Genomic DNA, 12,511 nt, shown 5'->3' with positions numbered 1-12,511 from the left:
TGCCCCCATCTGAGCTGCCGCCATGCTGACCAACACGGCTCCAGGCCTGGATCTGGAAGCCAGCTTTGAGCAGGCCCTGCAAGGGCTAGGGGTGAGTCCTGCCGCGGCCCATCTGCTCTGGCTGCCGCTGCCGATGGTGCTGGTGCTGGTCGCTGCTGTGGTGGGTGTGCTGGTGAACGTATGGCTGGAGCGCAAGATCTCCGCCGCCGTGCAGCAGCGCATCGGCCCGGAATATGCCGGTGCCCTCGGTGTGCTGCAGCCGATCGCTGACGGCATGAAGCTCGTCTTCAAGGAAGACATCATCCCGGCCAAGGCCGATGGCCTGCTGTTCACCCTGGGGCCGGTGCTGGTGCTGATCCCGGTGATCCTTAGCTGGTTGGTGGTGCCCTTCGGGCAGCACCTGCTGATCAGCAACGTGGGGATCGGCATTTTCCTGTGGATCTCGCTCAGCAGCATTCAGCCGATCGGCCTGCTGATGAGCGGCTATGCCTCGAACAACAAGTACTCCCTTTTGGGGGGCCTGCGCGCCGCTGCCCAGTCGATCAGCTACGAGATCCCCCTGGCCCTGGCCGTGTTGGCGGTGGTGATGATGAGCAACTCGCTCAGCACCGTTGACATTGTCAACCAGCAGACCGGGTCAGGCATCCTCAGCTGGAACATCTGGCGCCAGCCGGTGGGCTTCGTGATCTTCTGGATCTGCGCCCTGGCCGAATGCGAGCGTCTGCCCTTCGACCTGCCCGAGGCTGAAGAGGAGCTGGTGGCTGGCTACCAAACCGAGTACTCCGGCATGAAGTTCGCCCTTTTTTATCTGGGCAGCTACATCAACCTTGTGCTCTCGGCCCTGCTGGTGTCGGTGCTCTACCTGGGCGGCTGGGGTTTCCCGATTCCGGTGGAATGGCTGGCCGGTTGGCTGGGTCAGCCGATCGATGCACCCTTGGTGCAGTTGATCACCGGCTCCGTGGGCATCGTCATGACGGTGCTTAAGGCCTACCTGTTGGTGTTTCTGGCGATCCTGCTGCGCTGGACCACACCGCGGGTGCGGATCGACCAGCTGCTTGATTTGGGCTGGAAGTTTTTGCTGCCGATCGCCCTGGTCAACCTGCTGATCACCGCGGCCCTCAAGCTCGCCTTCCCAATGGCCTTCGGCGGTTGACCCCCGGTCTCTCCAGGCCTCCGGCCCAGCCCCACTCCAGACCAGCCATCATGGGCTGACACTCTCCGACCGCATTCCCCCTCAGAGCCAGCTCCATGTTTGGGTTCCTCAAGAAAGTCGGCGATTACACCCGCGATGCGGTGGGTGCGGCCCAGTACATGACCCAGGGTCTGGCGGTGACCTTTGACCACCTGCGGCGCCGGCCGGTCACCGTCCAGTACCCCTACGAGAAGCTGATCCCCTCGGAGCGCTATCGCGGCCGGATCCACTACGAATTCGACAAGTGCATCGCCTGCGAGGTGTGTGTGCGGGTGTGCCCGATCAACCTGCCGGTGGTGGATTGGGTGATGAACAAGGCCACCAAGAAGAAGGAGCTGCGCAACTATTCGATCGATTTCGGAGTGTGCATCTTCTGCGGCAATTGCGTGGAGTACTGCCCCACCAACTGCCTGTCGATGACCGAGGAATACGAGCTGTCCACCTTCGACCGCCACAGCCTCAACTACGACAACATCGCCCTGGGTCGTTTGCCCACCAGCGTGACCAGCGACCCTGCGGTGCTGCCCCTGCGGGAGTTGGCCTACCTGCCCAAGGGAGTGATGGATCCCCACGGCGTGCCCGACACCGCCCCTCGCGCCGGCAAACTGCCGGAGCAGGTGCTCGAAACCCTGCCGAAAGCTGAACCCACGGCTTCCGCCCAGCCCACCGGAGATGCGTCATGAGCATCGCCTCCACCACCCAGCTGATCTGTTTCGTGGCTCTCTCCGCCACGCTCGTGCTCGGTGCCCTTGGGGTGGTTTTGCTGCCCAACATCGTTTACTCCGCCTTTCTGCTGGGTGGGGTGTTTCTGTCGGTGGCTGGTTTGTACCTGCTGCTCAATGCCAGCTTCGTGGCAGCAGCCCAGGTGCTCGTCTACGTGGGCGCGGTCAACGTGCTGATCCTGTTCGCGATCATGCTCGTGAACAAGAAGGAAAACCTCGCGGCCATTCCAGGCCTGGGGCTGCGTCGTCTGTTGTCGGGCGCCGTCTGCGGTGGTTTGTTTGTGTTGCTGATCCGGGTGGCCTTCACCACGCCCTGGGCCCTGCCTGGCCCCGAGCCGGTTGGGGAGGAGGCGACCATCCGGATCGGTGAACACCTCTTCAGCGACTATCTGCTGCCCTTTGAGCTGGCCTCGGTGCTGCTGTTGATGTCGATGATCGGTGCGATTGTGCTGGCGCGCCGTGATGTGGTCACCACCGATGTGATCACCGGCGAAGCGGCGGATCAGGGCCTGATCGAGAAGGAGCGCACTCCGTTGCTGCTGGAAAAGTCTCCCCGTTGAGGGGCGTTTGATTCCCCGTCTGCTTGATCCAGTCCCCACCGACCCTTCTGCTCATCCCCCCAGCCCCATGGAGATCACCCTTCCCAGCACCATCCCCCTGCAGGCCTATCTGGCCCTGGCTGCCGTGTTGTTCTGCACGGGAGTCTGGGGTTTGATCAACAGCCGCAATGCGGTGCGGGTGCTGATGAGCATCGAGCTGATGCTCAATGCGGTGAACATCAATCTGATGGCCTTCTCCAGCTATCTCGATGGCCAGTTGATTCGCGGTCAGGTGTTCGCCATCTTCGTGATCACCGTGGCGGCGGCGGAGGCGGCCGTGGGTCTGGCAATCCTGCTCTCCCTCTACCGCAACCGCGAAACGGTCGACATGGAGCGCTTCAATCTGCTGCGCTGGTAGCTCTGCCCTTCCCCGATGCGGCTTGAGAGGGTCTGGTTGATTTCACGGTCGGGCAGCCAGGCTGCCCATCGCCAGGCCAAGCGCTGCGCCGAGGACCTGGCGGCCCAGGGGGTGCATGTGGTGGTGGCCTCCAGTGGCCTGGCCCGCAACCCCTTCCCTGGCCTGCTGGCCACCGAAGCCCATCTGCCCGATCTGGCCCTGGTGCTGGGCGGTGATGGCACCGTGCTGGGTGCCGCCCGTCATTTGGCCCCCCTGGATGTGCCGATCCTCAGCTTCAATGTGGGGGGCCACCTGGGTTTTCTCACCCACGACCGTCGCTTCCTGCGCCTCAGCGCTGATGCCGGCAAGTCGGAGGAGGAGAGCCTCTGGGAGCGTCTGCGCAACGACCGGTTTGCTCTTGAGCGCCGGATGATGCTGCAAGCCCACATCGACCGCGGTGATGGGGTGGACCAGGCCGATGGCCCCCACCTGGCCCTCAACGATTTCTATTTCAGGCCCTGCCTTGACGAGGTGTCTCCCACCTGTGTGCTCGAGCTGGAGATCGACGGTGAAGTGGTGGATCAATACCGCGGCGACGGCTTGATCATTGCCACCCCCACCGGCTCCACCGGCTATTCGATGGCGGCTGGCGGGCCGATCCTCCACCCCGGCATCGAGGCGATCGTGGTCAATCCGATCTGCCCGATGAGCCTCTCCAGCCGCGCTGTGGTGGTGCCGCCGCGGGCCCAGCTTTCGGTGTGGCCCCTGGGGGAAACGAGCCGCCGGGTGAAGCTCTGGAAAGACGGCGCCCATGCCACGGTGCTGGAGCCGGGGGATCGGGCTGTGGTGGAGCGCAGTCCCCATCCCGCACTGCAGGTGCTGCTGGAGCAGAGCCCGTCGTATTACCGCACCCTCACCCACAAGCTGCATTGGGCCGGCAGCCTTACGGCTGTCGAGCCCTCCCACAATTAGGCCCCCTACTGAGGTGTGCCATGGCCCTGGAAATTGAACGGCGCTTTTTGGTGCAGGGTGACGACTGGCGCCAGCACATCCGCTGGCAGGCCCGGCTGCAGCAGGGCTACCTGGTGGCGGCTGCCGATGGCGTCACCGTGCGGGTGCGCAGCGCCAGTGGGCTGCCCGCCGTGGCGGGAGCCTGGCTCACCCTCAAGGCGCGACCAGGGGGGCTGCCCGCGGCGGCGGTTGCGTTGCCGGAGGGCCTGGTGCGCCAGGAATTCGAGTACCCCATTCCCGCCGGAGATGCCGAGGCCCTGCTGGCGCTGGCTCCCCAGCGGCTCAGCAAGTGGCGCTACGGGCTGGATTTGCCTGGCGGTGAGTGGGTGCTGGATGTGTTTGAGGCGGAGAATGCCCCGCTCGTGGTGGCAGAAGTGGAGCTGGCGCCCGCCACATGGGAGCGCAGCCTGGTGGAGCTGGAGCCCCCAGCCTGGTGCGTTCGTGAACTGACCGGCCGCCACGAACTCAGCAATGCGGCTCTGGCGCGCTCTCCCCTGGCCCATTGGCCTCAAGCTCAACGGCAAGAGCTGCTTGAAGCCGTAAGATAAATCTGAAGAAATTCAGAAGTCGCTGCGTGACCGGTCTCTACGACAACCAGGGCATGCTGCGTTTTACTGGGCGTGATCAAGCCGACTGCCTTGCCTACGCCGAGCTGTTCGGGCTCGGGGCTGATGGCTACAGCCTGGCGGCCCTTGCCGATGATGGATTCACTCCCCTGGAGGCGGCCCCGGCTGCCTGACCGTCAGTTGGTCTGAGCCTTTCTGCCGTCGATTGCGCAGCAATTGAAGCCATCCCGGCAGATCTTGCCGTGATCCATGGCCCAATTCAGCAGGGCCACCCGGTTTTTGGCGCCGGTCTTGGTGAAGATGTTGCTCACGTGGTTGTCCACGGTGCGCTTGCTGATGGTGAGCGCAGCGGCGATCTCCTGGTTGGTGAGCCCCTGGGCCACCAGCTCGATGATTTCGATTTCCCGCTCCGAGAGGTCATGGCGGCCCTGGCCCAGTGAGCCAGCCGTGGAGCGATCGGAATCCATTGGCCCAGGCCGCAGGCTGAGCCCCACTGTAGGCAGGGCGTTGTTCCATGATGGGTTCGAGAAGAACGGTTTGGCTTGCTGCTTCAACAGGCCCTGGCCAGCTGTGAACCAGCCCTCACCGCCGAGGTGATGCCGCCTCGAGGCGGAGATCCATCCCGTGCCCTGGAGGCCGCTGGGGCCCTGCGGGGCTGGGTGCATGCCGTGAACGTCACCGACGGCAGCCGCGCCGTGATGCGGATGAGCAGCCTGGCCCTGTGCCGCCTGCTGCTGGATGCCGGGATCGAGCCTGTGCTGCAGCTGGCCTGCCGCGATCGCAACCGCATTGCCCTGCAGGCCGATCTGCTGGGCGCCCATGCTCTGGGTGTACGCAACGTGCTCTGTCTCACCGGTGATCCGGTGCGGGCCGGGGATCAGCCTGGAGCCCGTCCCGTGAATGAGCTGGAGGCGGTGCGGCTGCTGCAGTTGGTGCAGCAGTTCAATGCCGGCGAGGATCCGGTGCAGGGCCTCTTGCCCGATGGGCCCACCGCTCTGTTTGCCGGTGCTGCGGCCGATCCCCAGTCGCCCAGCTGGAGTGGCCTCAAGAGCCGCCTGGTGCGAAAGAAGCAGGCCGGCGCGCGTTTCTTGCAAACCCAGATGGTGATGGACGCTGAAGCACTCAAGCGCTTTGTGGGCGAGCTCGCGGCCCCCTTGGAGCTGCCGGTGCTGGCCGGGGTGTTTCTGCTCAAGTCAGCCCGCAATGCGGCCTTCATCAACCGGGTGGTGCCGGGCGCCAACATCCCCCAGGCCGTGATCGACCGGCTGGCGGCGGCGGCGGATCCGGCGGCTGAGGGTGTGGCGATTGCGGCGGAACAGGTGGCGGACTATCTGCAGATCGCCCATGGGGTTCATCTGATGGCGATCAAGGCCGAGGAAAAGATTCCGGCGATCCTGCAGCAGGCCGGCCTGGCCCCCCTGAAGCCTGCTTAGCTGGCGTTGCTCAGGGCCAGGTCGGTGCCGAGCAGCTCGGCCATGGCCTTCTGCTGGGGTGAAGGAGCCACCACATCCTGGCGGCGCACGTCGGTGATCAGCCAGTCGAGGGCTGCTTCCTGCAGGTCGAAGTGGTCGCCGTTGCGGTCGACGCAGTAGCGGCCAAACACCAGCTTCTCCACCAGCCGCACCCCCGCTCCGATGCGCGAGTAGTCAAAGATGATCGAGTTGTCGATCGTGGCCCCCTCGCAGATGTGGCAGTTGGGGCCGATCATCGCCGGGCCAATGATCGTGGCACCGTTCTCGATGCGGGTCATGCCGCCCACATAGATGGGGCCGGTCACCTTGATCTGGTCCCAGTCAGCCGCCACGTTGAGACCGGCAAAAACCCCCGGTCGCACTTCCTTGCCCGGAATCTGCACCTGGCGCACCTGGCCCTGCAACACGCTGCGGATCGCCTGCCAATAGTCGGGCACCTTGCCGATATCCACCCACTCAAACTCCATCGGCAGGGCGTAGAAGGCCGCCCCGGCTTGCACCAGCTTGGGGAAGAGGTCGGAGCCGATGTCGAAGGGCTGGTCACTCGGCACAAAGTCGAGCACTTCGGGCTCAAAGATGTAGATGCCGGTGTTGATCATGTCGCTGGCGGCTTCATCCACCGCCGGCTTTTCCTGGAAGGAGCGCACCCGACCGTCGTCGTCGGTGACCACCACGCCGTAACTGCTCACCTGGTCTTTGGGCACCCGTTTGGTGATCAGGCTGGCCATGGCTCCCTTGGCCTTGTGGCGCCGCACCGCTTCGCTGAGATCCAGGTCGATCAAGGCATCGCCGCAAAGCACCACAAAGGTGTCGTCGAAGAAGCGCTGGAAGTTCTGAATCTTCTTGAGGCCTCCGGCTGAGCCCAGGGCGTCGCCGATCAGCTCGCCGTCTTCAATCCGGCCTTCAAAGCTGTAGGCGATCTCCACGCCGAAGCGCTGGCCATCTCGGAAGTAGTTTTCGATCTCCTCGGCCAGGTGGGAGACATTCACCATGATCTCGGTGAAGCCGTGCTCCCGCAGCAGCTCCAGCAGAAACTCCATCACGGGTTTCTGCAGGATGGGGATCATCGGCTTGGGAATGGTGTGCGTGATGGGACGCACCCGTGTTCCCTTGCCGGCCGCCAGGATCATCGCCTTCATCGGCGTTTGCTCACATCGGTCGGAACAACCAGCCTAGTCGGCTTGCTCAGGCTGCCATCAGCGTTTCCGCCGCCCCGATCTCTGGCACGAGGGGCAGCTGGCGGCTTTCGCCGGCGCTAAGCAGGCGCCTGAGCCGCAGCGGCCCAAACAGTCCACCCTGTTGGTCAAGGTCCACCTTGCCCTGGTGGCAGAGAAACAGCAGGGCCCAGAACACGCCCACCCGATCGCGGTCTAAGTCGGCGTCGGCACGCCGCGCTTCCACGTTGGCAGCCCAGTCCTGCACGAGGTCGTTGAAGGCGGCCCAGTCATGGGCCGGTTCCCAGCTGAGCAAGAACTGGTTGAGCGCGGCGGTTGTTTCCGGCAGTTTTTCGCGGTGGGCCAGGGCGGCCACCTGTTCGATCGCGGCTCGTTCGCTGTAGCGCTTGGGACGGTGGCGCTGACGGGTGCGGCCTTCGTCCTGCTCCAGCCGCTCGGCGATGTCCTCCAGCTGGCGGATCAACTCCCCCAGGGTGACCGGCCGTTGCAAGGGTGGTGGCGCTACCGGGCGGCGCCAGAGGTGCCGTTCCGGACGCTGCGGCAGTTCCATTCCTGGGCTCACCAGCCAGCCCTGGCCATCGGCGTCGAAGTCAAAGCCGAAGTCCTGATCGTCGAGGGGTTCCGGTGGGAAGGTGGCCGCCTCGAGCACCTCGGCCTTGAGGCTCACCAGCACCGAAGCGGCCAGGAAGGCCTCGCTGGTTTCCGCCAGATCCTGCTCGTAGCTGCCGCCCCGGCTCGCACCTGCAGCGGCAACCAGGCGCGGCACTTCGATGCGCTGGCGCAGTTGGTCGAGGAAGCCATCCACCACGGCGATCACGTCCACATCCCACGGGTCGAGTTCGCCCCGCTCCGCTGCGTCTTGCAGCAGACGGATGGCCAGCCTGGCGCCCCCTTCAGCCAATCCGCCCTTTCGATCCAATGTGAATGATGAATACACTACCGGTATTGCTTGAATCGGGCCAGCAGCGCCGTCCGTCCACCACCGGTGGTGCCTGCACTGGGCGGGGCCCTTCAGCTCACCGACACCGTCATCGACTCGCTTCGGGCGGCCTCTTCGGCCTGGTCAGGATCACTGGGAGCCGAGCTCTCGCCAGCGGCGGGCAACAGCCCTAGTTGGGCATCGACGGTGGCCCGGTAGCGCTGGAGGTCGTTTTCCAGCTCCTGGATCCGCACCTGCTGGGCGGCAAATTCGCTCTGGTTCTGCAGCGCCTCCACCTTGCGCACCACGCCGGTCCACACGGCAAACACCCAGGCGGCGGCAGCGCCGACGCCGCCCACCAGCAACAGCAGCGCCGCCAAGGGCAGGGTGCCGCTCAGTCCGGGCAAGAAGTGGACCGTGGTGGGGGCCGTGTTTTCCAGGGTGAACATCACCGTGGCCAGGCCGAAGCTGAAGATCAGCAGGAAGTTCAGCTGTTTCATCGCGGGGTCTCCCAGGGGCGTCGCGGTGGAGAGGCGGGTGGCGCGGAGCTCCAGAGCGGATCAGGAGCGTAAGGAGGGCAGCCGGGGGCGGAATGCCCTGGCGTCGATCTGCACAGTTTTGTTACCGCCCTCCGGTGTTGGTGGGTCAGACCGGCAGGGGCGGGGCCACCAGCAGTGGCTGGCGGATCAGATCGCCAGGTGGGGGCTGGATCACCTTGGCCAGCGCCGTGGTTTCCCGCTGCACCAGAGCCTCGATTGAGGCGCGATAGGTGTCGGTCATGATCCGTGGATAGAGGCCGATGCCCACGATCGGCACCAGCAGGCAGCTCACCACGTAGATCTCGCGCGGTTCGGCATCCACCAGGTGGGTGTGGGAGGCCAGCTCGGCATTTTCCTTGCCGAAGAAGATCTCGCGCAGCATCGAGAGCAGGTAGACAGGCGTGAGGATCACCCCCACCGCCGCCAGCGCCGCCATGACGATGCGGAAGCTGAGGGAATAGGCCTCACTGGTGACGAAGCCGGAGAACACCATGAGCTCGGACACGAAGCCGCTCATGCCCGGTAGGGCCAGCGACGCCAGGGAGCAGATGGTCCAGAGGGCAAACATCTTGCGCATGGACTGCCCCACCCCGCCCATTTCATCGAGCTGCAGGGTGTGGGTGCGGTCGTAGGTGGCGCCCACCAGGAAGAACAGGCTGGCGCCGATCAGGCCGTGGCTGATCATCTGCAGCATGGCGCCGCTGGTACCCAGGGCACTGAAGCTGCCGATCCCGATCAGCACGAAGCCCATGTGGCTGATCGAGCTGTAGGCGATCTTGCGTTTGAGGTTGCGCTGGGCGAATGAGGTGAGCGCGGCGTAGATGATGTTCACCACCCCCAGCACCACCAGCAGCGGCGCAAACTGGGCATGGCCCTCCGGCAGCAGCTGCACGTTGAAGCGCAGCAGGGCGTAGCCGCCCATCTTCAGCAGGATGCCGGCCAGCAGCATGTGCACCGGCGCCGTGGCCTCGCCGTGGGCATCGGGCAGCCAGGTGTGCAGCGGCACGATCGGCAGCTTCACCCCGAAGGCGATCAGCAGGCCGGCGTAGGCGAAGAGCTGGAACTTCGTTGAGAAGTCCTTGGCCATCAGGACCGTGTACTCGAAGCTGGGAGTGCCACCGCCGTAGAAGGCCATCGCCAGGCCCACCACCAGGATGAACAGCGAGCTGCCGGCCGTGTAGAGGATGAACTTGGTGGCGGCGTACTGGCGCTTTTTGCCGCCCCAGATGGCCAGCAGCAGATACACCGGCAGCAGCTCCAGCTCCCAGGCCAGGAAGAACAGCAGCATGTCCTGCACCGCGAACACCGCGATCTGGCCGCCATCCATGGCCAGCAGCAGGAAATAGAAGAGTTTCGGCTTGAACGTCACCGGCCAGGCCGCCAGGGCCGCCAGGGCCGTGATGAAGCTGGTGAGCAGGATCAGCGGCATCGAGATGCCGTCGGCCCCCACTGACCAGGCCAGGCCCAGGCTCGGCAGCCACTGCACCCGCTCTACCAGCTGCAGCCCCTCCACCGAAGGGTCGTAGCCGTTGAGGTAGCCCCCCACCGTGAGCAGGAAGGTGGTCAGGGCCACGCCGAGGGCATACCAGCGCACCCGCTTGCCGTCGCCGGCATCGGGAATGAAGGGGATGAGCAGGGCGGCGGCGATCGGGAACAGGATCGACGCGCTCAACCAGGGGAAGGGCACGAACCAGGCCTCACCGTTTGGCGGAGTGTAGAAATTCAGTGCCGCCAAGCACTCTGCTGGTGGTGGATGTCACACAGACCGTTGGCTTTTTGCGCGCCCTTCGCCGTGCTGGCGTCACGCGCTGTGCGCTCACGCCGCCAGCAGGGCCAACGGCGCGCAAAGCAGGGAGAGGGTTCTGAGCGCTGCAGGGAGGGTGCTGGTGGGTTGCTGCCCCCTCAGCCCAGCGAGCCGAACAACACCACCAGGGCGATGACACCGCCAAACACGATCAGGGCATAAAACTGGGCCCGGCCGGTTTCGAAGTACTTGAGACCCTCGCCGCTGCCGAGGGTCACCAGGCCGGTGAGGTTGACGACCCCATCCACCACCTTCGAGTCCACCTCCAACACCTGGCGAGCCAGCTTGCGGCTGCCCTGCACGAACAACTTGTCGTTGATGGCATCGAGGTACCACTTGTTGGCCAGGAAGGCGTTGACGGCCGGGAAGCGGGCAGCCACCGCGGTGCCCAGATCGAGTTTGTGCAGGGCGTAGGCCAGCACGGCCACGCTGATGCCGGCGATCGAGATCCCCACCGAGGCTCCTGCGAGGGGCAGAAACTCCCCCCAGCTGAAGTGCTCGGCCACCTCGGCGGCCTCCTGGGGATCCAGCAGATTGCCGAAGCGGCTGTTCCACGGGGTGCCGAGCAGGCCGATCAGCACCGACGGCACCGCCAGCACCGCCAGGGGCATGGCCATCTGCCAGCCGGATTCGTGGGGGTGCTCGGCGTGGCTGTGACCGCGGTCGTCGCTGTGGCCATGGTCATCGCCGTGATCCTCAGCTGTTTTACCGGCGGCCGCCATCAGTTGGGCCGCCATCGCCTTGTCGCCGCCGCGGAACTCGCCCTCAAAGGTGAGGAAGTACAGCCGGAACATGTAGAACGCCGTCATGCCGGCGGTGACGAAGCCGGCCACCCACAGGATCGGGAACTGGCCGAAGGCCACCCCGAGGATTTCGTCCTTGCTCCAGAAACCAGCCAGGGGCGGAATGCCGGCGATGGCCACGCAACCGATGAAGAAGGTGGAGCTGGTGATCGGCATGTACTTGCGCAGGCCGCCCATCAGGCGCATGTCTTGGGCCAGCACCGGCTCATGGCCCACCACCTCTTCCATGGCGTGGATCACCGAGCCGGAGCCCAAAAACAGCATCGCTTTGAAAAAGGCATGGGTGACGAGGTGGAACATGCCCGCCACCGGGGCGCCGCACCCCATCGCCAGCATCATGTAACCGAGCTGGGAGACGGTGCTGTAGGCCAACCCCTTCTTGAGGTCCATCTGGGTGAGGGCGATCGAGGCCCCCAGAAACAGGGTGATCGTGCCAACCACCGCAATCGTCGCCTGCACCGCCGGGAAGGGCTCGTACACCGGCTGCAGCCTCGCCACCAGGAACACACCGGCGGCCACCATCGTGGCGGCGTGGATCAGGGCCGAGATCGGCGTCGGGCCCTCCATGGCATCCGGCAGCCACACATGCAGGGGGAACTGGGCCGATTTGGCCATCGGGCCCATGAACACCAGCAGGCACAGCAGGATGGCCGCGGCGTTGGAGAGGCTGCCGCCAGCCACCGCCTCCTGCAGCCTGCTGCCGATTTCTTCAAAGCCGAAGCTGCCGGTGGCCCAGAACAGGCCCAGGATCCCCAGCAGCAGGCCGAAGTCGCCAACCCGGTTCACCACGAAGGCTTTCTGGGCGGCATTGGCGGCGCCGTCGCGGTCGTACCAGAAGCCCACGAGCAGGTAGGAGCACATGCCCACCAGCTCCCAGAACACGTAGATCTCCAGCAGGTTGGGGCTGATCACCAGGCCCAGCATCGAGCTGCTGAACAGGGCCAGATAGGTGAAGAAGCGCACATAGCCCTTGTCGTGGGCCATGTAGCCATCGGAATACACCATCACCAGCACGGCGATGGTGGTGACCAGCGACAGCATCACCGCTCCGAGGGCATCCACCCGGAAGCCCATCTGTAGGTTGAACGTGCCGGCGCTGGCCCAGTTGAACAGCACCTCAGTGGGGCCGGCTCCGGCCAGCTGCTGGGCCAGCACGGCATAGCTGAGCACTGCCGCGGCGCCGACGCAGCTGATCAGCAGCCAGGCCACGGGTTTGCGCAGCCGGTTGACGGTGCGGTTGAAGCTGATCAGCCCCAGGCCCGTCAGACAGGCTCCGGCCAAGGGCAGCACCGGGATCAACCAGGCGAGTTCGGCGGCTGACGGCATGCGGCGCAGGCTGGTTGGGGGAAGTGTAGGCAGCCGCTCAGGTTGG

Annotated in this window: 14 protein-coding genes; 8 read left to right on the top strand and 6 right to left on the bottom strand. The window is 65.1% G+C overall.

Translation table 11 applies throughout. From position 1 onward, the window contains the following. The first annotated feature begins 22 nt into the window (after positions 1-22). From nuoH to KBY57_RS02400, 7 genes are all read left to right on the top strand, one after another. A complete protein-coding gene (gene nuoH, locus KBY57_RS02430) occupies positions 23-1,153 on the top strand; it encodes an NADH-quinone oxidoreductase subunit NuoH (RefSeq protein ID WP_254994300.1) in 1,131 nt (376 codons plus the stop codon). A 95-nt stretch (positions 1,154-1,248) separates the two neighbouring features. After that, positions 1,249-1,875 (top strand): NAD(P)H-quinone oxidoreductase subunit I, encoded by a 627-nt coding sequence (ndhI, locus tag KBY57_RS02425; protein WP_254994299.1) that lies wholly within the window; start codon positions 1,249-1,251, stop codon positions 1,873-1,875. Beyond that, a complete protein-coding gene (locus KBY57_RS02420) occupies positions 1,872-2,474 on the top strand; it encodes an NADH-quinone oxidoreductase subunit J (protein ID WP_254994298.1) in 603 nt (200 codons plus the stop codon). The genes ndhI and KBY57_RS02420 overlap by 4 nt, the downstream gene beginning before the upstream one ends. 67 nt (positions 2,475-2,541) lie before the next feature. Further along, positions 2,542-2,871 (top strand): NADH-quinone oxidoreductase subunit NuoK, encoded by a 330-nt coding sequence (gene nuoK / locus KBY57_RS02415; RefSeq protein ID WP_094560755.1) that lies wholly within the window; start codon positions 2,542-2,544, stop codon positions 2,869-2,871. Between the two features lie 15 nt (positions 2,872-2,886). Continuing rightward, positions 2,887-3,822, top strand: a complete 936-nt coding sequence (locus KBY57_RS02410; RefSeq protein ID WP_094560753.1) for an NAD(+) kinase — start codon at positions 2,887-2,889, stop codon at positions 3,820-3,822. A gap of 20 nt (positions 3,823-3,842) precedes the next feature. Then, positions 3,843-4,409, top strand: coding sequence for a CYTH domain-containing protein (locus KBY57_RS02405; RefSeq protein ID WP_254994297.1), 567 nt, complete (start codon positions 3,843-3,845; stop codon positions 4,407-4,409). A gap of 26 nt (positions 4,410-4,435) precedes the next feature. After that, positions 4,436-4,600 (top strand): hypothetical protein, encoded by a 165-nt coding sequence (locus KBY57_RS02400; protein WP_254994296.1) that lies wholly within the window; start codon positions 4,436-4,438, stop codon positions 4,598-4,600. Between the two features lie 3 nt (positions 4,601-4,603). Here KBY57_RS02400 and KBY57_RS02395 read toward each other — a convergent pair whose 3' ends face one another. Continuing rightward, on the bottom strand, positions 4,604-4,894 hold the full coding sequence (locus KBY57_RS02395) for a helix-turn-helix domain-containing protein (RefSeq protein WP_254994295.1): 291 nt from the start codon (positions 4,892-4,894) through the stop codon (positions 4,604-4,606). A gap of 75 nt (positions 4,895-4,969) precedes the next feature. Between KBY57_RS02395 and KBY57_RS02390 the strand changes: the two genes are divergently transcribed. Beyond that, positions 4,970-5,860 carry a methylenetetrahydrofolate reductase gene (locus KBY57_RS02390; RefSeq protein WP_254994294.1) on the top strand — a complete coding sequence of 297 codons (891 nt, stop codon included), beginning with the start codon at positions 4,970-4,972 and terminating at the stop codon, positions 5,858-5,860. On the opposite strand, the gene KBY57_RS02385 is transcribed toward KBY57_RS02390, so the two are convergent. The 5 genes from KBY57_RS02385 to KBY57_RS02365 form a co-directional block, all read right to left on the bottom strand. Next, positions 5,857-7,038 (bottom strand): NDP-sugar synthase, encoded by a 1,182-nt coding sequence (locus tag KBY57_RS02385; protein ID WP_254994293.1) that lies wholly within the window; start codon positions 7,036-7,038, stop codon positions 5,857-5,859. The two genes, KBY57_RS02390 and KBY57_RS02385, sit on opposite strands and share 4 nt — an antisense overlap. A gap of 46 nt (positions 7,039-7,084) precedes the next feature. After that, the gene (locus KBY57_RS02380) at positions 7,085-7,975 is read right to left on the bottom strand and encodes a segregation/condensation protein A (protein WP_254994292.1); all 891 of its coding nucleotides are present in this window, start codon (positions 7,973-7,975) and stop codon (positions 7,085-7,087) included. Between the two features lie 110 nt (positions 7,976-8,085). Continuing rightward, positions 8,086-8,493 (bottom strand): lipopolysaccharide assembly protein LapA domain-containing protein, encoded by a 408-nt coding sequence (locus KBY57_RS02375; RefSeq protein ID WP_254994291.1) that lies wholly within the window; start codon positions 8,491-8,493, stop codon positions 8,086-8,088. Positions 8,494-8,638: 145 nt separating this feature from the next. Further along, positions 8,639-10,219: an NAD(P)H-quinone oxidoreductase subunit 4 gene (locus tag KBY57_RS02370; RefSeq protein ID WP_254994290.1), complete on the bottom strand. Its 1,581-nt coding sequence runs from the start codon at positions 10,217-10,219 to the stop codon at positions 8,639-8,641. 215 nt (positions 10,220-10,434) lie between these two features. Then, positions 10,435-12,465: an NAD(P)H-quinone oxidoreductase subunit 5 gene (locus KBY57_RS02365; protein ID WP_254994289.1), complete on the bottom strand. Its 2,031-nt coding sequence runs from the start codon at positions 12,463-12,465 to the stop codon at positions 10,435-10,437. Between the last annotated feature and the right edge of the window lie 46 nt (positions 12,466-12,511).

The sequence above is a fragment of the Cyanobium sp. Aljojuca 7D2 genome (assembly GCF_024346415.1).
Classification (GTDB): domain Bacteria; phylum Cyanobacteriota; class Cyanobacteriia; order PCC-6307; family Cyanobiaceae; genus Cyanobium_A.
The sequence above is the reverse complement of the archived record's forward strand: the minus strand, read 5'-3'. Positions and strand labels throughout refer to the sequence as shown.

Coding starts and splice junctions, on each gene's coding strand:
- KBY57_RS02420 (WP_254994298.1), top strand. CDS start 1,872: ATGAGCATCGCCTCCACCACCCAGCTGATCTGTTTCGTGGCTCTCTCC.
- ndhI (WP_254994299.1), top strand. CDS start 1,249: ATGTTTGGGTTCCTCAAGAAAGTCGGCGATTACACCCGCGATGCGGTG.
- KBY57_RS02405 (WP_254994297.1), top strand. CDS start 3,843: ATGGCCCTGGAAATTGAACGGCGCTTTTTGGTGCAGGGTGACGACTGG.
- KBY57_RS02410 (WP_094560753.1), top strand. CDS start 2,887: ATGCGGCTTGAGAGGGTCTGGTTGATTTCACGGTCGGGCAGCCAGGCT.
- KBY57_RS02375 (WP_254994291.1), bottom strand. CDS start 8,493: ATGAAACAGCTGAACTTCCTGCTGATCTTCAGCTTCGGCCTGGCCACG.
- KBY57_RS02365 (WP_254994289.1), bottom strand. CDS start 12,465: ATGCCGTCAGCCGCCGAACTCGCCTGGTTGATCCCGGTGCTGCCCTTG.
- nuoK (WP_094560755.1), top strand. CDS start 2,542: ATGGAGATCACCCTTCCCAGCACCATCCCCCTGCAGGCCTATCTGGCC.
- nuoH (WP_254994300.1), top strand. CDS start 23: ATGCTGACCAACACGGCTCCAGGCCTGGATCTGGAAGCCAGCTTTGAG.
- KBY57_RS02395 (WP_254994295.1), bottom strand. CDS start 4,894: ATGGATTCCGATCGCTCCACGGCTGGCTCACTGGGCCAGGGCCGCCAT.
- KBY57_RS02385 (WP_254994293.1), bottom strand. CDS start 7,038: ATGAAGGCGATGATCCTGGCGGCCGGCAAGGGAACACGGGTGCGTCCC.